Annotated in this window: 20 protein-coding genes; 13 read left to right on the top strand and 7 right to left on the bottom strand. The window is 63.3% G+C overall.

Going from position 1 to position 25,860, the window contains the following annotated elements; all coding sequences use genetic code 11:
* Positions 1 to 170: 170 nt before the first annotated feature.
* The 4 genes from IGS61_RS13325 (at position 171) to IGS61_RS13340 (ending at position 4,185) form a co-directional block, all read left to right on the top strand.
* Entirely contained in the window at positions 171 to 716 is a 546-nt protein-coding gene (locus IGS61_RS13325; protein ID WP_230540026.1) for a YbhB/YbcL family Raf kinase inhibitor-like protein, read from the top strand.
* Complete coding sequence (locus tag IGS61_RS13330) at positions 706 to 1,527, top strand: helix-turn-helix transcriptional regulator (protein ID WP_230540027.1); 822 nt, start codon at positions 706 to 708, stop codon at positions 1,525 to 1,527. Before IGS61_RS13325 ends, IGS61_RS13330 begins: the two co-directional genes overlap by 11 nt.
* 67 nt (positions 1,528 to 1,594) lie before the next feature.
* Complete coding sequence (locus IGS61_RS13335) at positions 1,595 to 1,933, top strand: hypothetical protein (protein ID WP_230540028.1); 339 nt, start codon at positions 1,595 to 1,597, stop codon at positions 1,931 to 1,933.
* Positions 1,934 to 2,025: 92 nt separating this feature from the next.
* Positions 2,026 to 4,185 (top strand): TonB-dependent receptor, encoded by a 2,160-nt coding sequence (locus tag IGS61_RS13340; protein WP_230540029.1) that lies wholly within the window; start codon positions 2,026 to 2,028, stop codon positions 4,183 to 4,185.
* 70 nt (positions 4,186 to 4,255) lie between these two features.
* On the opposite strand, the gene ung is transcribed toward IGS61_RS13340, so the two are convergent.
* Entirely contained in the window at positions 4,256 to 4,924 is a 669-nt protein-coding gene (gene ung, locus IGS61_RS13345; RefSeq protein WP_230540030.1) for a uracil-DNA glycosylase, read from the bottom strand.
* Positions 4,925 to 5,155: 231 nt separating this feature from the next.
* Between ung and IGS61_RS13350 the strand changes: the two genes are divergently transcribed.
* Positions 5,156 to 7,264 carry a helix-turn-helix domain-containing protein gene (locus IGS61_RS13350; RefSeq protein WP_230540031.1) on the top strand — a complete coding sequence of 703 codons (2,109 nt, stop codon included), beginning with the start codon at positions 5,156 to 5,158 and terminating at the stop codon, positions 7,262 to 7,264.
* Between the two features lie 249 nt (positions 7,265 to 7,513).
* Here IGS61_RS13350 and lipA read toward each other — a convergent pair whose 3' ends face one another.
* From lipA to pdxR, 3 genes are all read right to left on the bottom strand, one after another.
* Positions 7,514 to 8,530 (bottom strand): lipoyl synthase, encoded by a 1,017-nt coding sequence (lipA, locus tag IGS61_RS13355; RefSeq protein ID WP_034782748.1) that lies wholly within the window; start codon positions 8,528 to 8,530, stop codon positions 7,514 to 7,516.
* 37 nt (positions 8,531 to 8,567) lie between these two features.
* The gene (gene lipB / locus IGS61_RS13360) at positions 8,568 to 9,272 is read right to left on the bottom strand and encodes a lipoyl(octanoyl) transferase LipB (RefSeq protein ID WP_230540032.1); all 705 of its coding nucleotides are present in this window, start codon (positions 9,270 to 9,272) and stop codon (positions 8,568 to 8,570) included.
* Positions 9,273 to 9,347: 75 nt separating this feature from the next.
* A complete protein-coding gene (gene pdxR / locus IGS61_RS13365) occupies positions 9,348 to 10,820 on the bottom strand; it encodes a MocR-like pyridoxine biosynthesis transcription factor PdxR (protein ID WP_230540033.1) in 1,473 nt (490 codons plus the stop codon).
* Positions 10,821 to 10,945: 125 nt separating this feature from the next.
* Here pdxR and IGS61_RS13370 point away from each other — a divergent pair, with 125 nt between their 5' ends.
* Entirely contained in the window at positions 10,946 to 12,151 is a 1,206-nt protein-coding gene (locus IGS61_RS13370) for a multidrug effflux MFS transporter (protein ID WP_230540034.1), read from the top strand.
* Here the strand turns inward: IGS61_RS13370 and IGS61_RS13375 are convergent.
* From IGS61_RS13375 to IGS61_RS13385, 3 genes are all read right to left on the bottom strand, one after another.
* Positions 12,144 to 12,440 (bottom strand): DUF493 family protein, encoded by a 297-nt coding sequence (locus IGS61_RS13375; protein WP_070257888.1) that lies wholly within the window; start codon positions 12,438 to 12,440, stop codon positions 12,144 to 12,146. The genes IGS61_RS13370 and IGS61_RS13375 overlap by 8 nt on opposite strands.
* A 351-nt stretch (positions 12,441 to 12,791) precedes the next feature.
* Positions 12,792 to 14,585: a FecR family protein gene (locus tag IGS61_RS13380; RefSeq protein WP_230540035.1), complete on the bottom strand. Its 1,794-nt coding sequence runs from the start codon at positions 14,583 to 14,585 to the stop codon at positions 12,792 to 12,794.
* Positions 14,586 to 14,696: 111 nt separating this feature from the next.
* Complete coding sequence (locus IGS61_RS13385) at positions 14,697 to 15,338, bottom strand: LysE family transporter (protein ID WP_230540036.1); 642 nt, start codon at positions 15,336 to 15,338, stop codon at positions 14,697 to 14,699.
* Positions 15,339 to 15,519: 181 nt separating this feature from the next.
* Here IGS61_RS13385 and IGS61_RS13390 point away from each other — a divergent pair, with 181 nt between their 5' ends.
* The 7 genes from IGS61_RS13390 (at position 15,520) to IGS61_RS13420 (ending at position 25,858) form a co-directional block, all read left to right on the top strand.
* On the top strand, positions 15,520 to 16,467 hold the full coding sequence (locus IGS61_RS13390; RefSeq protein ID WP_230540037.1) for a DUF808 domain-containing protein: 948 nt from the start codon (positions 15,520 to 15,522) through the stop codon (positions 16,465 to 16,467).
* A gap of 84 nt (positions 16,468 to 16,551) precedes the next feature.
* The gene (yiaA, locus tag IGS61_RS13395) at positions 16,552 to 16,983 is read left to right on the top strand and encodes an inner membrane protein YiaA (RefSeq protein WP_230540038.1); all 432 of its coding nucleotides are present in this window, start codon (positions 16,552 to 16,554) and stop codon (positions 16,981 to 16,983) included.
* Positions 16,984 to 17,025: 42 nt separating this feature from the next.
* Positions 17,026 to 19,137, top strand: a complete 2,112-nt coding sequence (locus IGS61_RS13400; protein WP_230540039.1) for an EAL domain-containing protein — start codon at positions 17,026 to 17,028, stop codon at positions 19,135 to 19,137.
* A gap of 356 nt (positions 19,138 to 19,493) precedes the next feature.
* The gene (locus IGS61_RS13405; protein ID WP_230540040.1) at positions 19,494 to 21,152 is read left to right on the top strand and encodes a methyl-accepting chemotaxis protein; all 1,659 of its coding nucleotides are present in this window, start codon (positions 19,494 to 19,496) and stop codon (positions 21,150 to 21,152) included.
* A 25-nt stretch (positions 21,153 to 21,177) separates the two neighbouring features.
* Entirely contained in the window at positions 21,178 to 22,626 is a 1,449-nt protein-coding gene (hemN, locus tag IGS61_RS13410) for an oxygen-independent coproporphyrinogen III oxidase (RefSeq protein WP_230540041.1), read from the top strand.
* A gap of 9 nt (positions 22,627 to 22,635) precedes the next feature.
* Entirely contained in the window at positions 22,636 to 23,406 is a 771-nt protein-coding gene (locus IGS61_RS13415; RefSeq protein ID WP_230540042.1) for a sulfite exporter TauE/SafE family protein, read from the top strand.
* 22 nt (positions 23,407 to 23,428) lie between these two features.
* Positions 23,429 to 25,858 (top strand): heavy metal translocating P-type ATPase, encoded by a 2,430-nt coding sequence (locus IGS61_RS13420; RefSeq protein WP_230540043.1) that lies wholly within the window; start codon positions 23,429 to 23,431, stop codon positions 25,856 to 25,858.
* Positions 25,859 to 25,860 lie beyond the last annotated feature (2 nt).

The following is a 25,860-nucleotide window of genomic DNA, read 5'->3' on the forward strand; positions in this document are numbered from 1 at the left end:
CGACAGTGAAAATCATGCGCGGCCAGAAAGCGGCAAACCACACAACACGCTCATGCAAACGTCGGAAATAGGATAAAACGAGCGTTTCGGCACCATCAGCGAGCGCATCGGCATCGCGCGGTTATGTTGCGCGACATACACTTTCCCCTATACTTATCGAAAGGAAAATTATGACCGCCTCCCGCTTCCTCGCCGCCACCTTGGGCCTCGCTCTTCAACTGGGCGCGCACGCCGCCGATTTCACGGTGACCAGCACCGACATCGCCCCCGGCCAGCGCCTGGCGAGCGCGCAAGTATTCCAGGGCTTCGGCTGCACGGGCGGCAACCTGTCGCCGCAATTGTCGTGGAGCAACGCGCCGGCCGGCACGAAAAGCTACGCCATCACCCTGTACGACCCGGACGCGCCCACGGGCAGCGGCTGGTGGCACTGGAGCGTGTTCAATGTGCCGACCAGCACCACGTCCTTGCCTGCGGGAACGACAACCGCCACCTTGCCGGCCGGCGCCGTGCAAGGGCGCAACGATTACGGCGACAGCGCCTACGGCGGCGCCTGCCCGCCACCGGGCGACAAGGCCCACCGCTACCAGATCACGGTGTGGGCGCTGAAAACAGACAAGCTGCCGCTGGACCAGCACGCCAGCGGCGCCATGCTCGGCTACATGCTCAACGCCAACGCACTGGGCAAGGCACAGCTGACGGGACTGTATGGCCGATGACATGGAAGCGGTGGCCCTGAGCGAACTGCGCATCGCCCACGGCACCATCGAGGCACGCCGCGCGCAAAACCTGCGCCGCGTGCCCGTCTTCCAGAGCGCCCTGTGCCGCGTGCGGCAAGGAACGAAACTGCTGGAATGGGGCGCGCGCCAGGCCCGCGCCGGCACGCACGATGTGGTGCTGATGCCGGCCGGGCAGGAACTGGGCGTGGCCAACCTGCCCGGCGCGCAAGGCTACCGGGCGGAAGTGCTGAGTTTTTCGCCGGCCCTGATCGCCCGCTTCCGCGCGCGCCACGGCGGCCTCGTCGACAACCAGCTGCGCCAGGCGGCCACGGCCAGCCTGTGCGTGCCGCTCGATGCCCACGCGGCGCTGGCCTGGGACCAGCTGACGGCCAGCCTGGCCAGCAGCACGCCGCCCGCGCTGCTGGCGCACCAGGCGGAAGGCTTGCTGCTGGCTCTGGCACTGGGCGGCCATTGCGGCCCGCTGTTGCTGGATCGCCGCGATCCGCTGGCCGCGCGCGTGCAGCAAGTGCTACTGCTGGACCCGGCCGCCGACTGGAGCGTGGCCAAGGTTGCCAGCCATCTGCACCTGGGCGCCTCGACCCTGCGCCGCCAGCTGGCCCTGGAACGGCGCCATTTCCGCGCCATCCTGGAAGACGTGCGGCTGGGACTGGCCTTGCAGGAATTGCAATCCGGCATCTTACCCATCGGCGACATCGCGGCCGCCTGCGGCTACGCCTCGCCCTCGCGCTTCGCGGCCCGTTTCCGCCAGCATTACGGCCTGTCGCCGCGCGAGCTGCGCGCCACGCTGTAAGGGCGCGCTGGCGCAAATCACGCAACAAGCGCTGACAAGGCGGCGATTTTCTTGCTACTATGCGCCCATGTCTTCCCGCCAGCCCACCCGCAAACCTTACCCGGCGTCCGCCCTCGCGCGCACGCCGTGGCAGCTGTGCGTGGCGCTGTTCAGTGCGCTGGCCCTCGTGTTCCTGCTGTCGACGGCCGCCTCGCACCTGCACAAGACGACGCTCGACGCGGAAGAGTGCGCGCTGTGCGCCACGGTCATCGACAAGGTGGCCGACATCGCCGTGCCGCCGGCCATCGCCGAGCCGCCCGCCCAGTTACTGCCGTACCGCCTGCTGGCCCTCGCGCCCGCTACCCTGGCGCCCGTCGCCGCCCTCGTCCTGCCGCCCGTGCGCGGCCCGCCTGCCGCCTCACTGTAGTTCCCACGCTGTTTTTATCCTTTTCAGGCTGCCCCTTGCCGCACTTTGATGCGCGCCGGGCCGCCTGGCGTTGACTATTTTCGAGGTTTACCATGCAACACACACCACGCCTGAGCGCGCTGTCGCTCGCCCTTGCCAGCCTGTTTACCGTTTCCGCCCATGCCGCCGAGCCTGCCGAAGCCGCCAATACCGATGCCGCCCCGCCAGAGATGCAAAAAGTGGAAGTCACCTCCGCCCATTTGAAAAGCGCGCGCATCAAGCTGTCGCCGAAAGTCGGCACCACCATCTACAGCATCGACAGCCACATGGTCGACATGCTGGGCCAGGGCGACAACACGCCGTTCAATGAAGTGCTGCTGCGCCTGCCGGGCGTGTCGCAGGATTCGAAGGGTTCCGGCGCCCTGCACGTGCGCGACGACCATGCCAACGTGCAATATCGCATCAATGGCGTGCAGTTGCCCGAAAGCATCAGCGGCTTTGGCCAGTCCATCGACACGCGCTTGATCGACAAGACGGATTTCATGACAGGCGCCTTGCCGGCCCAGTTCGGCCTGCGCACGGCCGGCATCGTCGATATTGAAACGAAGGAAGGCGGCTTGAGCCCTGGCGGGCGCATCGGCATCATGGTCGGCAGCCACGACCACGTGGAGCCGAGTGCCGAATTTTTCGGCAGCGTCGGCAAGTTCAATTACTACCTGTCCGGCAGCTACCTGGGCAATTCCCTGGGCGTGGAAAACCCGCAAGCCACGCGCAGCGCCCTGCACGACAAGACGCGCCAGAACAAATCGTTCGGCAGCCTGTCGTATTTCCTCGATGACAACACGCGCCTGGGCGCCATGTTCGGCACGTATAACGGCCGCTTCCAGATCCCGAACAACCCGGACCAGGCGCCGGGCTTCTCGCTGGCCGGCCACAGCGATGCGCAGGCGGGCACGTCCAGCATCCCTTCATCGCAGCTGAATGAAAACCAGCGCGAAGTGAACCGCTTTCTCGTGCTGTCGCTGCAAAAAAGCCTGGGCGACGTCAATTACCAGGTGTCGGCCTTCCACCAGTATTCGGAACTGCACTTCACGCCTGATGCCATCGGCGACCTGATCTACAACGGCGTGGCCTCCGATTCGCGCCGCGCCAACAGCGCTTCCGGTGCCCAGTTCGACATCAGCTACAAGCTGCACCAGGACCACACCGTGCGCGCGGGCCTGGCCTACACGCGCCAGAAGACGACCAGCGACAACACGGTGGCCGTCTTCCCGAGTATTGACGGGGCGCAAACCTCCACCACGCCGGTCAGCATTCTGGACAACAGCGGCAAGACGGGTACCCTGGCCAGTGTCTACCTGCAGGATGAATGGCATATCAGCAAGCCATTGACCCTGAACTACGGCGCCCGCTTCGACAAGGTCTCGGCCTACACGAACGAGCAGCAATGGAGCCCGCGCGTCAACCTGGCTTACCAGATCGCGCCGGGCACGGCCCTGCACGCCGGCTATTCGCGCTATTTCACGCCGCCGCCGCAGGAACTGGCCGCGCAGGGCAGCATCGACCTGTACGCGAACACGACGAATGCGCCGGAAATCGGCCAGTCCGACAACGTCAAGGCCGAGCGCACGCACTACTATGACGTGGGCATCAGCCACCAGGTGAGTTCAAAACTGACCGTGACGGCCGATGTGTACTATAAAAAGATCAACAACCTGCTCGATGAAGGCCAGTTCGGCCAGGCATTGATCCTGACCCCGTTCAACTATGCGGATGGCTATGCCAAGGGCCTGGAATTGTCCGCCATCTACAGCGAGAAAAACTGGGGCCTGTTCCTCAACGCCAGCACGCAAAAGGCGCAGGGCCGCAACATCAATTCGGGGCAAGCCCTGTTTGGCGCCGATGAGTTGAACTACATCAGCAAGAACTATGTCTACCTCGATCATGACCAGAAATACACGCTGTCGGGTGGCGGCCACTATCACTTCGGCGATTCGCAAGTGAGCGCTGACTTCCTCTACGGCAGCGGCCTGCGGATGACACCGGACGGCGGCGCACCGAATTCCGGCCATTTGCCGAGCTACTTCACCGTCAACACGGCGCTCACGCACACGTGGAAAAACACGCCGCTCGGCAAGGTGGAAGGACGGCTGGCCCTGATCAACCTGTTCGACAAGTCGTACCTGCTGCGCGACGGTTCCGGCGTGGGAGTGGGCGCGCCGCAATACGGTGCCCGCCGCAGCATTTACGCGGGCCTGTCGACCAGTTTTTAACCGTTACCACCGTTACGCGCGAAGACAGCGGCAGGGAGCAACGCCTGCCGCTGTCGGTTGCCGTCAGGAATCAGCCATCACCCCAGGCGATAGGCGCCTGGCCATGCGCCTGCAGATACGCATTCGTCAAGCTGAACGGCTTGCTGCCAAAGAAACCTTTGCTGGCCGACAATGGCGAAGGGTGGGGCGCCACCAGCACCAGGTGCTTGCCGGGGTCGATCAGGCTGCGCTTGGCTTGCGCATAGCCGCCCCACAGGATGAAGACCAGGTGTTCGCGCTCGGCGGACAGGTGGCCGATGGCGCTGTCCGTCAGCTTTTCCCACCCCTTGGCCGCGTGCGAACCGGCCGCCCCGGCGCGCACCGTCAGCACGCTGTTGAGCAAGAACACGCCTTGCTCGGCCCAATCGGACAAATCCGTGCGCGTGCGCGCCACGCCCACGTCGCTGTGTAATTCCTTGAAGATATTCTGCAGGCTCGGCTGCGGCGGCGTGCCTTCGGGAATCGAAAAGCACAGCCCCATGGCGGCGCCCGGCGTGTGATACGGGTCTTGCCCCAGGATCACCACCTTGACTTGCTCGAACGGCGTCAGGTCGAAGGCGCGAAAAATGTATTTACCCGGAGGAAAACACGGCCCCGCCGCGTACTCTTCCTTCACGAAGGCGGCCAGGCGCTCCCAGTAGGGCTGGGCAAACTCCCCCCCCAGCCGCGCCTTCCACGATGCATCGATGCGTACGTCCATGGCTCCCCCGTCAAGCATGTTTTTAAAACATCATTGATCAGTATAGCCGCGTCGCGCCCGGCACCGCGTTACGGTACGGCTAGGCAAAGCTACCTACAATAGCAATTTCACTTTAGAAGACTGATGCACTCATTTGTTCATTCTAAGCGGCAAAATAAATATCATTTGTGACTTGAAAATATAAGATTTTTGATCAATAATGACTTACTGAAAAACTAAAAAGGCGATGCTATGATTGGGCAAATTCCTACAAATGTACTTAAAATGGCTAGAGAGAAGGCAGCGTTGAGTCAAACAGAACTCGCTGGCAGATTAGGTGTGAGCGCAAGTATTGTCTCAAGATTAGAAAGTACTGAATTCGCTGATTGCAAAATGGCGGAACGCTACCTCAGTGCCATTAAAACAGACCTAGCAGCCGAAATAGTCGAATATTACGGTGAACGGTGGCGATTTATCGAACAACCACCGTTTACTCACACTGAGAGAAAAGTTATTTTTTCTGCAGAACAGGCACTTCAAAGCTTGGACAATTTCGAAAATAGTTCACAATTTGATGCTATTTTGCAAGATCCACTGTCCAAGTTACGAAACAGAATAATTGCAGAGACGGAATTTGTCCGGCATAGGGAGCATGGAATTGCTTTCATCGGCGACATTGGAGTTGGTAAAACCACTGCTCTATCTTTTGTAACCAATTTAATACTTACAGGGAAAGGAGGCAAGCCAGAGAGTGTATTTCCAACAGGCAGTGGACGCACAACCGTCTGCGAGGTGGCAATTAAAATAGCTCCAGCATTTGGCATTTCCGTTGAAAGTTTAACGGAGGAAGCAATTCGGGAGTTAGTATCGGATCTCGTGCGAGGACTTAAAACCGGCAAGAGTGGTCTTCCAAGCGAACTTGAACGTGTTATTAGAAACATGGCAGATTTACGACGTACGCCAGTTCGTCCTAAAGCCGGTCTCGAAAAAGCGAAACCAATAGATGAATTACGCGATATGGTTGATGCAACCGATGATATCGATCAGGTCATCGCAGACGTTCTCTCAAAGATGAAACTCGATACTCGGACTGAGGCACAGATGATTCTTTCTGAGCATACAGAAGGAAGTATTGAATGGCTAGCTAGTAATATTGCAAAAATTAACTACGGGCAGCATCCGAATTTTTCTGTCCCCCAACGTATAACTGTTCTGCTCCCGCTGCAAGCACTACGAGAAACACCGTACCTCCTCAGCGTCATCGACACAAAAGGTGTCGAAGGAACCACTCAACGGTCGGATCTTAAAGCTCAGGTGGATGATGCCCGAACTGTAGTTGTACTTTGCTCAAAATTTTCAGATGCACCTGGCCCTACCCCAATGTCGATTATGCGAGAAATGACTGACTCTGGCTCTGACGCATTGGAGGCTGGAAGGATTTGTCTACTTGTGCTTCCTAGGGAAGATGAGGCACTTAAAGTTATAGACGATTTTGGAGGCAATCCATTAACACCTGAAGATGGTTACGCAGTAAGGGAAGCACAAATCGATCAACAATTCGCTACAGAAGGCCTACCTAGCATCCCTTTGAATTTTTACAATGTTGAAAATGATAATCCTGCTGATGTTTGGGTCTGGTTAACTTCAATGATAAATCGCATACGCGAGAATAAAATCGTTAGAATTGAGCGCTTTGTTGGTGCCGCACATGACCTTGTAGTAAATAGTGACATAGCGAAAAGCCGTCAGGCTCGTATCACAATTGCGGAAACAATTGAAAATGTAGTAGTGCGCCTCAATAAACTCCCTGAATCAAGAAAGCCAGCTCATGTTAACCTTATAGCAGAAACAAAAAAAGCTCATCAAAGCTCAATTTCTGCCTCAGTAAACCGCCGCGGGAAATGGGAAAATTTCAATGTTCCTCACATACTTGGGGTAGGGGTTCGAGCAGATGCAAACCTACGTACCAGAGATCTTTTTATTCGAATTGATGAGCAAATAGAAGGTCTAAAAAGAAAATTTGGTCATCTTCTTGATATTAATCAGCTACTTGAATCCCTACAAGATGACGTTACAGAATGGAAGCAAAATTTTCTTGCTAAAGCCGCGCTGACAGGACGTGTGTCATATTCGCCGCACTTGGAAAGCGCGACTGAGCTATGGAGTTTATGCGAGCAACGATACGGTAATGGAACTGGCTACCGTGTCGACATTTCGGAAATTTTCCAAAATCATTTCGAAGAGGATGACGGAGCAATAAACGCTCGAAATCGAGTTAATGCATCTTTGGAAAAAAGCTGGACTATTATCGTTATTGATCCATTGCTTGATGCCGCTAAATTTGACTCCGAGGAAATCTGAAATTTTGTGATAATTCACATATCACTCAACGTAGATGAATTTTTATTTTTAAAAATAACCGTAAGCATGAAAATTTACTCACAGTGACGGGTTATTATCAGCAACCGCCATTCTAGCCGCATTTTCTCTTCATCTTTCTCATCTTGGTTACCCCTTGTAATCATCTTTAATACAACTTGTACTTGTATAGGATACATCATAAAAAAAACCGCCAGCATGAGCGGGCGGCTTTGATCTGGCGCAAGCTGCTTAGAAATTCAGCGCCGATTCCACGCCGGCGCTGTGCGCCTGTTCATCCGCATGGTACGAGCTGCGCACCATGGCGCCCACGGCGGCGTGGGTGAAGCCCATTTTATAGGCTTCTTCCTCGAACATTTTAAACACGTCCGGGTGCACGTAGCGGCGCACGGGCAGGTGGCTGTTCGATGGCGCCAGGTACTGGCCGATGGTCAGCATGTCGATGTCGTGCTCGCGCATGTCGCGCATGACTTGCAGGATTTCCTCGTCCGTCTCGCCCAGGCCCACCATGATGCCGGACTTGGTTTTGACGTCCGGGTACATGGCCTTGAAATCCTTAAGCAATTTCAGCGAGTGCATGTAGTCGGAGCCGGGACGCGCTTCCTTGTACAGGCGCGGCGCCGTTTCCAGGTTGTGGTTCATGACGTCAGGCAAGCCATCCTTGAACAAATTCAACGCTTTTTCCAGGCGGCCACGGAAGTCGGGCACCAGCACTTCGATGCGGGTGTTCGGCGACAGGGCGCGCGTTTGCTGGATGCACTCGACGAAATGGCCGGCGCCGCCGTCGCGCAAGTCATCGCGGTCGACGGAGGTGATGACGACGTAGTTCAAACGCAGCTTGGCGATGGTTTTCGACAGGTTGGCCGGCTCTTCCTTGTCCAGCGGGTCCGGGCGGCCATGGCCCACGTCGCAGAACGGGCAGCGGCGCGTGCACTTGTCGCCCATGATCATGAAGGTGGCCGTGCCCTTGCCGAAGCACTCGCCGATATTCGGGCAGCTGGCTTCCTCGCACACCGTGACGAGCTTGTTTTCGCGCAGGATATCCTTGATTTCATAGAAACGGGTCGAAGCCGACGCGGCCTTGACGCGGATCCAGTCCGGCTTTTTCAGGCGCTCGACTTGCTCGATCGGAATGATCTTGATCGGGATGCGCGAAGTCTTGCTGGCGCCTTTTTGCTTTTCGCTCGGGTTGTACGCAGGAGCGGCAGTAGCGGCGGGGGCGGTGCTGGAAATGGTCTCAGAAGTCATGGCTGCAAGCCCTTGACGGGCATGTTGGTTTGTTTGCTCAGGCATCCGCTGCCTGAGGCGCGCCTGCGGCGCTGTTTACTTCGCTTACATCGAGTAATACGGTCAATTCCTGGGCCAGGGCCCGCTGCACCTCGGCCAGCGGCGCCACCACGCCCATGCTGCGCATGTCCACCGTCTTCAGGCCGGAATAGCCGCAAGGGTTAATCCAGGAAAACGGCGCCAGGTCCATCGCCACGTTGAGCGATACGCCATGGTAGGTGCAGCCGTTGCCGCGCACTTTCAACCCCAGCGCGGCGATCTTCGCACCCTTGTCTGGCCCGTCGGCAATATAGATGCCAGGCGCGCCATCGATGCGCTCGCCAGCGAGATTATACGCCGCCAGCACGTTGATGATGGCTTGCTCGATTTTATGCACGAACTGGCGCGCATACAGCTTGCCGCCCGGCTTGTTGCGGCGCAAGTCCATCAGCAGGTAAATCACCACCTGGCCGGGGCCGTGGAACGTCACTTCGCCGCCCCGGTCCGTCTGCACCACGGGGATCGCATCTGCCCCGGCCAGCAGGTGGCCGCGGTCGGCCGCCAGGCCCAAAGTAAATACGGGCGGATGCTCGACGATCCACAGTTCGTCGCGCGTGTCGGTCGTGCGCGCGTCGGTAAAGGCGCGCATGGCGGCAAAGGTCGGCTCGTAATCGACGCGGCCCAGCTCGCGGATCAGCGCCGTTTCGGTGCGGGTGGTGGTCATGACAGATTCTGTAATCAGCTGCCGGCGCCCTGCGGACGCTGCGGCGAAGCCGTGATTATAAGCCAGGCCGCCGTTTCATTCAGCCGCGGGCGCCGGCGGCAGCAGCAACCTGCCCAATTTTTGAGCAGCATGGCGTATCTGGGCCCCATTCAGGGCCGTGTAGCCGAGCAGCACGGCCGGCGCCAATTTTGCGCTGTGGCAAAAGTCACCGAGCGGCTGCAGCGCCAGCCCCTCCTGCGCGGCGCGCGCGCAAAAGGCCCGCTCGTCGCTGCCCGGCGGCAGCCACAGCACGCAATGAAAGCCCGCCTGCTGGCCGGAAATCGCGTAACGCCCGGGCGCCGTCTGCTCGAGGCAGGACAGCAGCAGGTCGCGCCGCTCCTTGTAGGCCAGCCTGGCCTGGCGCAGATGGCGCACGAAGGCGCCTTCCTCCATCCAGGCGGCCAGCGCCAGCTGTTCCGTCACGCCCACGGAGCGGCCCGTCAACTGCACGATGCGCAGCAGCTGCGGGCGCAGGGCAGGCGGCAGCACCATGAAACCCACGCGCAGGCCGGCAAACAGGGTCTTGTTAAAACTGCCACAATAAATCACGCGCTGATATTGATCGAGCGCCTTCAGGGCCGCCAGCGGCGCGCTCTGGTAATTGAATTCGCTGTCGTAATCGTCTTCCACCACCCAGGCACCGCTGTCGTTCGCCCATTCCAGCAGCGCCAGGCGGCGCGTGACGGACATGGTCACGCCCAGCGGCGACTGGTGCGCCGGCGTCACATAGGCGAGGCAGGCGTCCGTGTGCGCAGCCAGGGCGGCGCAATCGATGCCCTCGGCGTCGACGGCAATGTCCACGGGCACGGCGCCGGCCAGGGCGAACAGGGCGCGCGCGGCCGGGTAGCCCGGTTCTTCCAGGCACACCTTGTCGCCATCGCGCACGATGCTGCGCGCCAGCAAGTCGATCGCGTGGCGGATGCCGGTGGTGACGACGATGTCGTGCGGATCGCAGCGGATGCCGCGGTACTTGGCGAGGAAATCGGCAATCTGCTGGCGCAGCTGGGGCAGGCCGGCCGGATCGGCGCTGCACAGCTGTTCCGGCGTGGCGGCGGCCAGTGCCCGCGTGGCGCATTTGGACCAGGCGGCCATGGGAAACAGGCTGGCGTCGGCCCGCCGGGCCACGAAGGGCAAGCCGTCGCGCACGCCCGTGTCCGGGGCGGGTACGGGCGCGCTGGCCGGTGCGGCCGGGGTGGTTTCTGCAAATCCTGCCATCAAAAAACGCTCCGGCACGACGGCGCACACGCGCGTGCCGGAACCGGGCACGCGCGTCACGTACGCTTCCGCGTGCAGGCGGTCGAACACGGTTTCGATGGTGCCGCGCGACAACTCCCACCGTTCCGCCAGGGTGCGGCTCGATGGCAGCTGGCTGCCGGCCGGCAGCATCTTCGTCAGGATGGCCGAGCGCAGCGCTTCATACGCGCCGTCCTGCTTGTTGACGCCTGCCTTGTCGAGCCAGCTGGTCGGGCGAGGCAAGTCCAGGGCGTGTGGTGATTTTCCTCGCGGCATGATAATCGTCCAAGTGGTCCAATGAATTTTCTGATGACTGGCACTTCGCATTACACCACAACCATCCTATTCTCACCGTTCCGGTGCGCCAGCGGGGCGCATCATGCAATCTTACGTTTGGAAAAATGGTCAAAAACACATCCCTGCCGCTGTGGGCCTGGGGCGGCATCGTGCTGCTGCTGGTCTGCCTGTCGCGCATCAGCATCGACATCTATCTGCCTTCGCTGCCGGCCATGGCCGACGCCCTGCATGCCAGCGATGCCCAGTTGCAACTGACCCTGAGCCTGTTCATGGCCGGCTCGGCCGCTTCGATGCTCGCTTGCGGGCCGCTGGCCGACCGCTACGGGCGCCGCCCCGTGCTGCTGGCCGGCACGGGCATTTTTGTGCTCGCCAGCATCGTCTGCACCGTGACTTCCGATGTGCACGTGCTGATCGCCGCGCGCGTGCTGCAGGCGTTCGGCGGCTGCAGCGGCACCATCATCGGCCGGGTCATGGTGCGCGACCGCTTCGACCCCGCCACGCAGGCGCGCATGCTGGGGCAAATCTCGATGGTGATGGGCTTGTCGCCGATCCTGGCGCCGCTGGCCGGCAGCGTGCTCGACGCGGCGTTCGGCTGGCGCGCCGTGTTTGGCGTGCTGTGCCTGCTGGGCGCGCTGTCGCTGTGGCTGATCGCCGCGTACGTGCCGGAAACCAGGCCGGCCAGCGTCGTGCCACAGGGCAATACCCTGGCGCTGTACCGGCGCCTGCTGGGCGACGCGTATTTCCTGCGCTATGCGCTGGCCATCGGCTGCGTGTACTGCACGTATTTCCCGTTCATCGCGGAATCGTCCGTGCTGCTGCAAAGGGGCATGCACCTGTCGCCCGGCGCGTATGCGCTGGTATTCGGCCTGACGGTGAGCGGCTATATCGCGGGGTCGAGCCTGTTTCGCGCGCTGGGACCGCGCCTGGGCGCCGATCACATGCTGGGCGTGGCGGTACTGATCAATGTGGCGGGGGCGGCCAGCCTGTTGCTGGCGGGTACCTTGGCGCCGCGGCACGTGGCGTCGCTGGTGGCGCCCATGCTGCTGGTGATGGTGTCGGTGGGCATGGCGATTCCCGCCTGCCAGCTGGCCGTGCTGCAGCCGTATGGCGCCCAGGCGGGCAGCGCCTCGGGCCTGTTCTTCTTCGTGCAGATGGCCATTACGGCCGCCTGCGGCGCCGTTATCGCCGCCATCACGGATGGCAGCGAAAAACCGCTGCTGTGGGTGACGGCGGCGGCCAGTGGCGCTTTTGCCGCCGTCTGGCTGCTCACGAAGAGCCGGGCCAGCGTGGCGGCAGCCAGCCTTACATGACGATCTTGACCATCGGGTGGCCCGACAGCGCCATGTACAGGGCGTCGAGCTGCTCGCGGCTGATGGCGCGCACGGTGACGGTCAGGCCCGTGTAATTGCCCTTGCCCGATGGGCGCTCTTCCATGCGGCCAGCGTGGAAGGTCGGATCGTGGCTGATGACCAGTTCCAGCATGGTCGGCGCGAAGTCGACATGCGTCGGGCCCATGATCTTGATGGGAAAATCGCTCGGGTATTCGATCAGCGATTCGCTGGGAGGAATCGTCACTTCGGTCGGTGGGGTGGTTTGCATGGGAAATCCAATCAGTGCCGGTCAGAACAGGCGGCGCAGCGTACATCGCGCGGCGGCTGCATAAAAGCGTATTGTAGCCAACTTTGGCGGCACTTGCGCCCGCCGCCATGGCGCCAGGGGCGCGGAAAAAAAAAGCCAGCTGGGTAAGCTGGCAAAAAACTATTTCGTTTGGACAAAATAGCCGGAAAATCGGTGCTGTCAGCCGCGTCGGCATTGCGCTGTCTTGCAATGACTCCACTGTAGACAAAACACCGCGGCTTGACCGCTGAAATGTGACGAACTGTCGGTTTGGCGGCTTGAACGTCGATAATCCATGACCGGACGGACAAGCGGCCAGCGCCAGCGGCCCGTTCAGCGCTCCGCTTCCTGCATCCGGCCACCGCGGCCAGGCCCGCCGCGCTCCTTGCCTCTTTCATTCCCTCTTTCATTGCCCCGCTCATGATTCCTGGCACGCTCGCCGCCGCGCGCTTCCTGTGCCGGGCCGGCGGCAGGGGCTGGCATCGGCGGCGCGGGCCGCGGCTGGGCCACGGGCGGCGGGGCAGGCATGGACGGCGGCGGCGCCGTCTGCAGCACTTCGCGGCGGGGGCCGCGTTCTCCGCGCTCTGCACGCTCCCAGCGGCTGCCGTCCGGGCGCGGCTGCGGCCGCTCGGCGCGGGACCGCTCTTCACCGCGCCAGCCGGGACGGGCCACCGGATCTTGGACCGGTGGCAAGGCCGGCACGGCCGGCATCACGGGCTGGGGCGGCACGGGCGGCTGCTGAGGCTGCTGAGGCTGCTGAGGCACGGGCGGCCGGTTCGGCTGCATGGGACGCGGCGCCAGATGCGTCTGCCCATCGTCCGTCTGCAAGCGGCCGGGACGGTTGCCCCAGTCGCGGCGGAAACCGTCTTCCTGGCGCGGCATCCCGGCGGCGGGGCGCTGCCAGTTGCCCGCCGGCGCAGGCGGCGTGCTCAAGGGCATGCTTTGCAGCACGGGGGCGGGCATGATGGTGCGGTGACGGCGCGGCACGTCGACCGTGCGCGACCCGCCAAAACGCTCGCCCGGCAGCATCGTCATGCCTTCGCGGCGTTCGCGTTCGCCCGCCACGGATCGGCGTCCTTCCGCCACGCGGTTGATGCGGCGTTCATACTCCGCGCTGGCGCGGTAGCCAGGCACGTAGCGCTCGTGCGGCGACAGGGGGAACCAGCCCACGCCGGGGCGCTGGCCGTGATTGCCGCCGACCCAGCCCACCAGGGCCGGCGCCCACGGCACGCGGCCGCGCTCGCGCCCCGGTGCCCAGCCCCAGCGGTGGCCCAGCAGCACCCAGCGGCCGTAGTGCGAGGGCGCATAGCCCCACGGCGCATTGTCGACCCAGGTCCAGCCCCACGGCGCGATCCACGTCCAGCGCCCGTCGCTGTACGGCGCCCAGCCGGCCGGCACCGCGCTGGGCAGCCACAGGGGGCCGTATTCCGCATCGTCCTGCCAGGCGCCGTAGCGGTCCAGCTCTTCATAGCCGGTGGTATCGTCCGTGACATAGCGCAAGGCCGGCGCCGCAGCGGGCAAGGCTTCGGGCCAGTTGTCAAACGCCACGCGCTGCACCGCGCCCGTGCGCAATTCCTCATCCGTCAGCTCGGCGCGCTTGCCTGCACGCAAGGTGACGCTGCCCGTCGCGCCATCCACGTCGGCCGCCCCTTCGAGCACGCTGACGACGCTGGTGCCGGGCTGGCGCCCCGCCTCGATGCGTATCCAGCCCGGCTGGGTCAGGATCACGCGCGCCTGGGCCGTGGTCAGCTCGAAACCGCGCAGCGCGTCCGGGTTGCGCACGCGCACGCTGACGGTGCCATAGCTGAGGTGCAATTTGAAACTGTCGTCATCGAGCTCGCTCACTTCCAGCTCGGAATCGCCATCGAGGCGCACGGCGGCCGCGCCCACGCGAAACTCGGCCAGCGCGCCGCGCATGGTGCTGAGCCGGTTATCCGTCGTGACGGGCCAGTTCAGCAGGGCGTTTTGCGCCTCGCCATCGCCTGCGCGCACCAGTACCTGCCCTTCGACGGTGGAAATACGCCCCACGCGGGCGGGCGGGTCCTGCGCCAGGGCCAAGGCGCACGCCGACGACAGCAGCATGGCGCACACGGTGTTCAGCAGGGGGAGAGACAGGGTCGGACGCATGGCGCGCTCCAGGCAGGACGGACAGAAATGAAAGATGGACAACAGCCCGATTACATTCCTATCGGGCCGGCATCGCAAGCGGGCTTACAAATGTTTGCATGTTGACCTGGCTCAGGCAGCCGCCTGGCTGCCGCGCTTGACGAAGAACAAGGCCGTGCCGACGGCCATCAGCAAGCCGCCGAAGAAGCGGTTCTGCTTTTTCACGGCGCGCGCATCGCGGAAAAAACGCTGCATCGACGACGCTAAAAAGGCGTAGCTGTGCATGACGATCTGGTCGATCGTGCACATGGTGACGGCCAGGATCAGCAATTGCGGCAGCAGCGGCGCTGCCGGGCTGATAAATTGCGGCAATACCGCCACCATGAAGATGATGCCCTTCGGATTCGTCACGTTGGTCAGAAAGCCCGTCAGCACGCGCCGGCCCATGGAAGGCACCACGGCGTCGGCATGCAGGTCGCCCGTGACGGCCACCTTGGCGCGCCACTGCGACAGGCCCAGGTAGATCAGGTACAGCGCGCCCACCGTCTTGACGATATTGAACGCCACTTCGGACGCGAGCAGCAGGGAACCGACCCCGGCGCCGGCGATGCCCAGCACCACCAGCAGCCCCAGTTGCAGGCCAAGGATGGTGGCGCTGGCCTTTCTGACCCCATACGACAGGCCGTGCGACATCGACAGCACGGCGCCCGATCCCGGCGAGATGGCGATGATGGAAGCGGCGACGACAAAGGCGATCCAGGTGGCGAAGTGCATGCGGTGTCCAGAAAATGGTGATAAGAAGCAATTTTAACCCGGTCAGTGCGGCCCTGCCGGCCTTCGCTGAGGTAAGATCAGGGTCGTGCTTTTCCTTGCCGTACAACCAAGAACAACATCATGAAAAACAATACTTTCCAAGCTCCAACATTCCCTGCCACCGCCACGGGAGCGCGCTGAGATGGCCGGCTCCAGCCTGCTGGCCCTGCTCGACGACATCGCCAGCATCCTCGATGACGTTTCCCTGATGACCAAGGTGGCCGCCAAGAAGACGGCCGGCGTGCTCGGCGACGACCTGGCCCTGAACGCGCAGCAAGTGGCCGGCGTGCGCGCCGAGCGCGAATTGCCCGTCGTCTGGGCCGTCGCCGTCGGTTCGCTGAAGAACAAGGCCATCCTCGTGCCCGCCGCGCTGGCCATCAGCGCGTTCGCGCCGTGGGCCATCACGCCGCTCTTGATGGTGGGCGGCGCCTACCTGTGCTTCGAGGGTTTCGAAAAGATCGCCCACAAATACCTGCACCCGGACGACAGCCACAAGGCCGAGCTGGCGCAGGCGCTGCGCGACCCGCAAGTCGACCTCGTGGCGCTGGAAAAGGACAAGATCAAGGGCGCCATCCGCACCGATTTCATTTTGTCGGCGGAAATCATCGTCATCGCCCTGGGCACGGTGGCCACGGCCACCTTCGCCGAGCAGGTGGCCGTCGTCGTCGGCATCGCCCTCATCATGACGGTGGGCGTGTATGGCCTGGTGGCCGGCATCGTCAAGCTCGATGACGCGGGCTTTTACCTGGCGGCGCGCAAGGGCGCGGGCGCGCTGATGGATGGCGTGCGCGGCTTTGGCCGCATGCTCGTGTCGGCGGCGCCAAAACTGATGAAGTTTCTTTCCGTGGTGGGCACGCTGGCCATGTTCATGGTGGGCGGCGGCATCCTGACGCACGGCTGGCCGTGGGCCAGCGCCATGCTGCACCACGCGGAAGAAGCCGTCGGCGGCGTGGCCGGCATCGGCCCCGTACTGGCGGCCGTCACGCCCAGCCTGATCAACGCGGTGGCCGGCCTCATCGCCGGCGGCCTGGTGCTGGCCGGCGTCACCGCCGTGTCGGCTTTGTTGCGCATGATCAAGCCAAACAAATAGACTTTCTGGTCTGATGGGGCGGCAGGCGCATCCGTGCCTGCCGCCCCGGCCATGCCGGCGGCGCCCGCTGCCCATGGAGACCCTATGCAGACTTCCCCCGCCCCACGCCCCAGCAGCGCCTTCATCGGCGCTTCCTGGGCGGCATTGCTGATCGGCATCGTCACTTATCTGTCCGGCCTGTGGAACGCCGGCATGGCCCTCAACGAGAAGGGCTATTATTTTACGATCCTCATGTACGGCCTGTTCGCCGCCATCTCGCTGCAAAAATCCGTGCGCGACCGCGCGGAAGGCATCGCCGTGACGGGGATCTACTTTGGCTTGTGCTGGATTTCCGTCCTGCTGGCCTTGCTGCTGCTGACGGTCGGGCTGTGGAACGCCGCCCTGCAAAACAGCGAGAAGGGTTTCTATGCCATGGCGTTTTTACTCAGCCTGTTCGCCGCCGTGGCCGTGCAAAAGAACGTGCGCGACGTGGCGCGCGCGGCGCCGGCCACCTCTGCCGAGGTACCGGGAACTTAAATAGCGGCGGCGCATCTATCCCTGTATCCATGTCGGGAGGGGATGATGGGCGACCAGCAGAAACGTTTGCAGATGGCACTGGAGGCGGCGCACATGGCCATCTGGGATTCGCGCATCGTCGATGGCCAGGTCATCGACGGCACGGTCAGCTGGTCGGCCAAGGGCGCTGCCTTGCTGGGCCTGGAGGAGCGCGCCCTGACGCAGCCGTTTCGCAGCTTTCTCGACTGCGTGCACGCCGGCGACCGCGACAAGGTGATCAAAGTGCTGCAGGACGGCGTGCGCCGACGCGAAGGCTACGCCCTGCAATACCGCGTCGTCTGGCCCGACGGCAGCGAGCACTGGTTGGCGGCCAAGGCGCAAGTGTTCATGGATGACGCCGGGCATCCCGAACGCACCCTGGGCATCATCTGGGATATCACCGAGCACATGGCGCGCGAGCTGATGATTGCCGAGCGCAAGGAACTGGCCGAAGTGACGCTCAGCTCCATCGGCGACGGCGTCATCACCACCGATCCGCAAGGCAAGACGCGCTACCTGAACCGCGTGGCCGAGCAGTTGACGGGCTGGAGCAACGACATGGCGCGCGGCCTGGACATCGCCCAGACCATGCCGCTGGCCGACGAGCGCACGGGCGAAGCGCTCGAGCACGTGGCCCTGCGCTGCCTGCAACAGCGCCAGGCCATCGGCATTTCCCCCCGTGCGCAACTGGTCACGCGCGACGGCCGGCGCATCGCCATCGAGGAGTCGGCCGCGCCGATCTGGTCGCGCGACGGCGCCATCCTCGGCGCCGTCGTCGTGTTCCGCGACGTCAGCCACGAACGCAAGCTGAGCCAGCAACTGTCGTGGCAAGCCACGCACGACGCCCTGACGGGCCTGATCAACAGGCGAGAATTCGAACACCTGGTGGCCGGCGCCCTGCACACGGCCAAGCAGGACGGCCACGTGCATGCGCTGCTGTACCTGGACCTGGACCAGTTCAAGGTCATCAACGACACCTGCGGCCACGGCGCCGGCGACGTGCTGCTGCAGCTGCTGGCCAAGATGCTGCAGGGGCGCATGCGCGACAGCGACATCCTGGCGCGCCTGGGCGGCGACGAGCTGGGCGTGCTGCTGCCCCACTGTCCCCTCGAGCACGCGCGCCTGGTCGGCGAACAGCTGCGCCAGTCCATCCGCGAATTCCGCTTCGCCTGGGACGAACGCAGCTTCGAGCTGGGCGTGAGCATCGGCATCGTGGAAATCAACCAGGACAGCAAATCCATGAGCGAGCTGCTGAGCGCCGCCGACCAGGCTTGCTACCTGGCCAAGGAGCAGGGCCGCAACCGCCTGCATGTGTACCAGGAGTCCGACGTCATGCTGGCGCAGCGGCATGGCGAAATGCTGTGGATTTCACGCCTGAACGAAGCCTTCGAACACGATTATTTCCGCCTGTACGCCATGCCCATCGTGCACCTGCACGACCATCCCGAACACCACGACGAAGTGCTGATCCGCATCCGCAACAGCAAGGGCGACCTGATCTTGCCGGGCGCCTTCATCCCCGCCGCCGAACGCTACGACATGATGCTGTCCATCGACCGCTGGGTGATTCGCGCCGTCTGCGCGCATATCCAGAGCGTGCGCGACAGCCTGCCGCCGCTCGAGGCGCTGGCCGAAAGCCGGCGCCGCAGCCCGGCCCTGTATTCCGTCAACCTGTCGGGCCTGTCGCTGGCCGATGCCGGCTTGCACGACTACATCACCGGGCAGTTCGTGCAGTTTGCGATTGCGCCCGAGCAAATCTGCTTTGAAATCACGGAAACGGCCGTCATCGCCAACCTGCCCAAGGCGCAAGTGTTCATGCGCCAGCTCAAGGCCCTGGGCTGCCGCTTTTCGCTCGACGACTTCGGCAGCGGCTTTTCCTCGTTCGGCTACCTGAAGGCCCTGCCCGTCGACTACCTGAAGATCGACGGCGTCTTCGTGCGCGACATCGCCACCAACGCCATCAACCGCGCCATGGTCAAGGCCATCAATGAAGTGGGCCACGTGATGGGCCTGCAAACGGTGGCCGAATACGTGGAAGACGCGGAAACCCTGGCCATCATCCGCGAACTGGGCATCGATTACGCGCAAGGCTACGCCGTCGGCAGCCTGCGGCCGCTGACGGCGGGCGTGGATTAAGAGCCTATCCCGGTAGATGAATACATCCCCTGCTGGCGCCCGTCAGAAGCGGGGACTGCGTTGCTCGTCGTCGCGTGGCTCGCCACGCGTCCTCCTCACGCCTTGTCCGCGCTCCTGATGCGCTGCCAGCAGAAGACGCTCCCTACCGGGATAGGCTCTAAGCGCCGCCGACAACCAGTAGCTTTAAAACAATGCCGCATTGCTATCGCTAAATGCGTGCAAGCACGACCAATCTGGAGGATTTTGATCTACATCAATAAATTTGCGCAGGCGACTCCTTACACTGATCTCCATTCTTGCAATCGTGCAAGTCTTACTCACCAATTGCTCATTTAACCGATCAGGAAGCCGCGACCATGCGACAAAATTTGCCAGTGACTAACCGTGAAGTCCTCGTCTTGGACGATCAGGCCATCGTGTCGAAAACGGATATGAACGGCAATATCGTCTACGTGAATCCCTACTTCAGCCAGGTCAGCGGCTTCAGCGAGGCAGAGCTGCTCGGTTCGCCCCAGAACATCGTGCGCCACCCGGACATGCCGGCCGAAGCGTTTGCCGACCTGTGGGCCTCGATCCAGGCTGGCACGCCATGGACGGGCCTGGTCAAGAACCGCTGCAAGAACGGCGATTTCTACTGGGTGCGCGCCAACGTCACGCCCATCCGTGAAGCGGGCAAGACCATCGGCTACATGTCCGTGCGCGTGAAGGCGGACAAGGACCAGGTGAAGGCGGCCGAGGAAGCCTATGCGGCCATCCGCAACAAGGAAGGCGGCAACATCGTCATCAAGCACGGGCAGATCGTGCGCCCGGGCCTGGCGCACCTGCTGCACAGCCTGACGCACATGTCGCTGAACCTGCGCATCTGGGCCGCCACCTCCATCGTCAACTGTTTGCAATTGCTGGTGTGCATCATCAGCCTGTTCGCCAGCGGCGGCAAGATCACCAATTACGCCATCTTCGGCGCCACCCTGTTCGGCTTCCTGATCAACGTCTTCCTCTGGTACACCTTGCGCATGTCCGTGCTCCAGCCGCTGGGCAAGGCATTGAACGGCGCGCGCGCGATTGCCGCCGGCGACCTGTCGGGCAGTTTCGAAACGGACAGCACGGATGAAATGGGGCAATTGCTGCGCGCGCTGCAGCAAATGAACAGCAACCTGATCGCCACCATCCGCGACGTGCGCATCAACGTGGAAACCATGGCCGTGGCCACCAAGCAAATCGCCGTCGGCAATATGGACCTGTCGGGCCGCACGGAATCGCAGGCGGCCAGCCTGGAAGAGACGGCGTCGAGCATCGAGGAATTCTCGTCGACCGTGAAACAGAACGCGGACAACTCGGTGCAGGCCAATGAACTGGCCGTGGCCGCCTCGAAAGTGGCGGTGCAGGGCGGCGAAATCGTTGCCGAAGTGATCACCACCATGGACGACATCAATACCTCGTCGAAGAAGATCGTCGACATCATCGGCCTGATCGAAGGCATCGCCTTCCAGACCAACATCCTGGCCCTGAACGCGGCCGTGGAAGCGGCGCGCGCCGGCGAGCAGGGCAGGGGCTTCGCCGTGGTGGCGGGCGAAGTGCGCAACCTGGCGCAGCGCTCGTCCGTGGCGGCCAAGGACATCAAGCAGCTGATTGAAATTTCCGTCGGCAAGGTGGGCGCCGGCATGCTGCAGGTAAACCGCGCCGGCGCCACCATGGAGCAGGTGGTCAGCTCCGTCAAGCAAGTGACGGCCATCATGCAGGAAATTTCCATCGCCTCGCGCGAGCAGAGCATCGGCGTCGACCAGGTCAACCAGGCCATCGCCCACATGGACCAGGTGACGCAGCAGAACGCGGCCCTGGTGGAAGAAGCCGCCGCGGCCGCCACGCGCCTGGCGGAAGAAGCGGCCAGCCTGTCGCAAGCCGTGAGCCTGTTCAATTTCGGCAAGATGCCGCCACCGCGCCGCGTTGCCATGCCCGGCGGCAAATCGGGTGCCGCAAACGCCGGCAAACCCGCCATGAAACGCCTGGCCGCCTAAACCTTTCAAGACATCAAAACACATCATGCCTACACTACTCAGCAGTGCTTCCGCCGAACTCGATGCGGTCGTCGAATTCGACCCGGTCATCATCGGCAAGATGAGCCAGTCCGGCCCCCGCTACACGTCGTATCCGACCGCCGACCGTTTCAATGCCGAATTTGGCTACGGCAACTTCCTCGAAGCGCTGGCCGCACTGCGCATGCGCGGCGGCCGCCGTCCGCTGTCGCTGTACGTGCACGTGCCGTTCTGCGACACCCTGTGCTACTACTGCGCCTGCAACAAGATCATCACGAAAGACCGCAGCAAGGCCGCTACCTACCTCAGCTACCTGAAGCAGGAAATCGCCATGCAGGGCAAGCTGTTTGCCGGCATGAACCACATCGAACAGCTGCATTTCGGCGGCGGCACGCCGACTTACCTGAGCGAAAAGCAGATGGACGAGCTGATGACCCACCTGCGCCAGCATTTCGAGTTCGCTTCCGATGAAGACGGCGAATATTCGATCGAAATCGACCCGCGCACCGTGTCGCGCGAGCGCGTGTTTTCGCTGCGCGCGCAAGGCTTTAATCGCATCAGCCTGGGCGTGCAGGATTTCGACGCGGACGTGCAAAAAGCCGTCAACCGCATCCAGCCGGAAGCGGAAACGGTGGCCATCATGCAGGCGGCGCGCGACGCGGGCTTCCGCTCGATCAGCATAGACCTGATCTACGGTTTACCCAAGCAAAGCCTGGAGACGATGACGGAAACCTTGCGCAAGGTCATATCGGCCAGCCCCGACCGCATCGCCCTGTACCACTACGCGCACATGCCGCACCTGTTCAAGCCGCAGCGCCGCATCCTCGACGCCGACATGCCCGACAGCGCCACCAAGCTGGCCATGCTGGGCCTGTGCATCGCGCGCCTGACGGCCGCCGGCTACGTCTACATCGGCATGGACCATTTCGCCAAGCCGACGGACAACCTGGCCGTGGCGCAGCGCCAGGGCCGTTTGCACCGCAACTTCCAGGGATACTCGACGCGCGCGGAAGCGGACCTGATCGCCTGCGGCGTGTCGGCCATCAGCTCCGTCGGCGCCGTCTACAGCCAGAATGAAAAGACGCTCGACGCGTACTACGAAAAACTCGACGAAGGCGTGCTGCCGATCGCGCGCGGCATCAAGCTCGATACGGATGATTTATTGCGCCGCATCATCATCCAGATGCTGATGTGCAACTTCGAATTGTCGATCGCCACCATCGAGCAGGCGCACCCCGTCAAGTTCCGCAGCTATTTCGCCGCCGAGCTGGAAAAGCTGCGCGAACTGGCGCGCGACGGCTTGCTCGTCATCGAGGAAGACTGGCTGACAGTGACGCCGAAAGGACGCTTGCTGATCCGCAATATCTGCATGGTCTTCGACCGCTACCTGACCCTGGCCCGGGCCAACGCCACGCCGGATGCGCCGCAGCCGCTGCGCTACTCGAAAACGGTGTAACGCCGCCCGATGAACGCCCTGAGCCTCCTGCCGCTGTTCATGGTCGGCCTGGCCGGCAGCGTACACTGCATCGGCATGTGCGGCGGCATCGTCGGCGCCCTGTCGATCAGCGGCGGCGCACCGGCGGCGCCGGCCCGCCCCGTGATCGCCATCGCCGTGGCGCGCCCGGCATTGCAGACAACCGTGCAGGCTAACGTCCTGCGCGTGCTGGCCTACAACGGCGGGCGCATAGCCAGCTACATGCTGGCCGGCGCACTGGCCGGCAGCCTGGCGGGCGCCGGCATGCTGCACCTCGCTTCCCTGCAAGTGGCCGGCTACTGGCTGGCCAACCTGATGCTGGTGGCTTTGGGCCTGTACCTGATGGATGCCTGGCGCGGCCTGGCCCATCTGGAAGCGGCCGGCAACGTCGTCTGGCGCCGCGTGCGGCCCCTGCTGAAACCGCTGATGCCGATGGATACCCCGCTAAAAGCGCTGGCCGTGGGCGGCCTGTGGGGCTGGGTGCCGTGCGGCATGGTCTACAGCGCGCTGCTGACGGCTATGATGCAAGGCTCGGCCCTGAGCGGCGCGGCCGCCATGGGCGCCTTCGGCCTGGGCACCCTGCCCACCCTGCTGGGCATGGGCTTGCTGGGCACGCGGCTGCGCACGCAGATGCAGCGCCGCCCCGTGCGCATCGCCAGCGGCGTGCTGGTGCTGGGCTTTGGCCTGCTGGGCCTGTTGCGCGCCGCGAATGGCGTCTCGCTGGGCTGGCTCGACGCCCTGTGCGTCACGGGCCATCCATGAAAAGACGCATGAAAACAAACCTATGAATGCTGTTTTACAACCCTCCGCCTGTTTCCATTGCGGCTTGCCCGTGCCAAGCGGCTCGAACTGGAACGTCACCATCGACGACGTGCCGCGCGCCATGTGCTGCCCCGGCTGCGAAGCGGTGGCGCAAACCATCGTCGACATCGGCCAGAGCGCGTATTACCGCGACCGCGACGAGTACGCCGTCAACGCGGCCGGCGCCGCCATGGTGCCGCCCGAACTGCGTTTGTACAGCAATGACGACGCGCAATTCGCGCGCGACGCCAGCAGTTGCGAGGCGACGCTGTCCGTCGAAGGCATCCGCTGCGCCGCCTGCGTCTGGCTGATCGAGCGTCAATTGACGCGCCTGCCCGGCGTGCAGGCGGCCAGCCTGAACGTCGCCACGGAGCGCCTGTACGTGCGCTGGAGCCGCGCCGAATGCGAGCCGGGCGACATCCTGCAAGCCGTGCGGCAAGTCGGCTACACGGCCTATCCGTACGACGCCGTGCGCCATGGCGAACGCCTGCAAAAGGCCAGCAAGACCCTGGGCCGCCAGCTGTTCGTGGCCGGCCTGTCGATGATGCAGGTCATGATGTACGTGGCGCCTTCCTATCTGGCGGCCGAGGATGGCACGCTGGACGAGAATATGGCCAGCCTGATGCGCTGGGCCAGCCTGCTGCTGACCTTGCCGGCCATCTGCTACTCGGCCATGCCGTTTTTCCAGGGCGCCTGGGCCAGCCTGCGCGCACGCACCCTGGGCATGGACGTGCCCGTGGCGCTGGGCATCCTGGCGGCCTTCTTCGGCAGCCTGGTGGCGACCTTTACGGGACGCGGCGAGGTGTATTACGACTCGGCCACGATGTTCATCTTCCTGCTGCTGTGCAGCCGCTATTTCGAGCTGCAGGCGCGCCGCAAGGCGGCCTCGGCGCTGGAACGGCTGCAGCACGCCTTGCCCGCGTCCGCCTCGCTGATGGCGGGCTTCCCGGCCAACCGCGCCACCACCCTGGTGCCGGCCGGCAGCCTGGCCGTCGGTGACATCATCTTGGTGAAACCGGGCGAGGCGATCGCCGCCGACAGCGTCATCATCGAAGGCACGAGCGCGCTCGATTTATCGCTGCTGACGGGCGAGAGCGCGGCGCAGCGCAGGAAAACGGGCGAGCGGGTGCCGGGCGGGGCCATCAACGCCAGCGCGGCATTGATATTGCGCGTGCTCAAGCCGGCGCGCGAAAGTACCTTGTCCGACCTGCTGAAACTGATCGAGCGGGCCGGCAGCGGCAAGCCGCAGATCGCGCAGTGGGCCGATAAAGTGGCGGCCTGGTTCGTGCTGGGACTGCTGCTGTTCGCCGTCGCCGTGTTCGCCTTCTGGAGCTGGCATGATCCGGCGCAAGCGTGGCCCGTGGCGATTGCCGTGCTGGTCGTGTCCTGCCCCTGCGCGCTGTCTCTCGCCACGCCGACGGCGCTGGCGGCCGCCACCGACAGCCTGCTGCGGCGCGGCGTGCTGATCGTCCAGCCGCACGTGCTCGAAACCCTGCACCGCGCCACCCACATCGTCTTCGACAAGACGGGAACATTGACGCTGGGCCGGCCCGTGCTCAAGCAGATCGAGGGCCTGGACGGCATGACGGAAGACGATTGCCTGCAGGTGGCCGCCGCGCTGGAAGCGGGCAGCGCCCATCCGCTGGCGCAGGCGATCCTGGCAGCAGCGGGAGAAACACCGCGCATGCTTGCGGAACAATTACAGGAAGTGCAGGGCCAGGGCCTGGAGGGTATCGTCGACGGCGTGCGCTACCGCCTGGGCAATGCGGCCTTTGTCGCCGCCGTCGCCGGCCCGCCGCTGGGCGACACGGCCGTCGGCATGCAGGGCATGACGCCGCTGTACCTGGGCACGCAGGGCCGGTGGCTGACGCGCTTCCTGCTCAGCGATGCGCTGCGCCCGGAAGCGCGCGACGTCGTCGCGTATTTCCACCGGCGCGGCAAGCAAGTCGTGCTGCTGAGCGGCGACCAGGAAGCGCTGACGCAAAGCGTGGCGGCGGAGCTGGGCATCGCCACGGCCTGCGGCGAATGCCTGCCCGATGAAAAGCTCGATTTCGTGCAGCAATTGCAGGCGACGGGCGCCGTCGTGGCGATGGTCGGCGACGGCATCAACGACGCCGCCGTGCTGAGCGGCGCCGACGTCTCCTTCGCCATGGGTTCCGGCGCCGCGCTGGCGCAAGCCCATGCGGACACGGTGCTGCTGTCGAGCCAATTGGTCTCCGTGCTCGACACGGCGAAGACGGCGGCGCGCAGCATGCGCATCATCCGCGAGAACCTGGGCTGGGCCACGCTGTACAATCTGACGGCCATCCCGGCCGCCGCGCTGGGCTTTTTAAACCCCTGGCTGTCCGGCGTCGGCATGGCTGCCAGCTCGGCCGTCGTCATCGCCAACGCCCTGCGCCTGCGGAAAGCCTGAAC

It is taken from the genome of Janthinobacterium sp. FW305-129 (assembly GCF_020858115.1).
Lineage (GTDB): Bacteria > Pseudomonadota > Gammaproteobacteria > Burkholderiales > Burkholderiaceae_D > Janthinobacterium.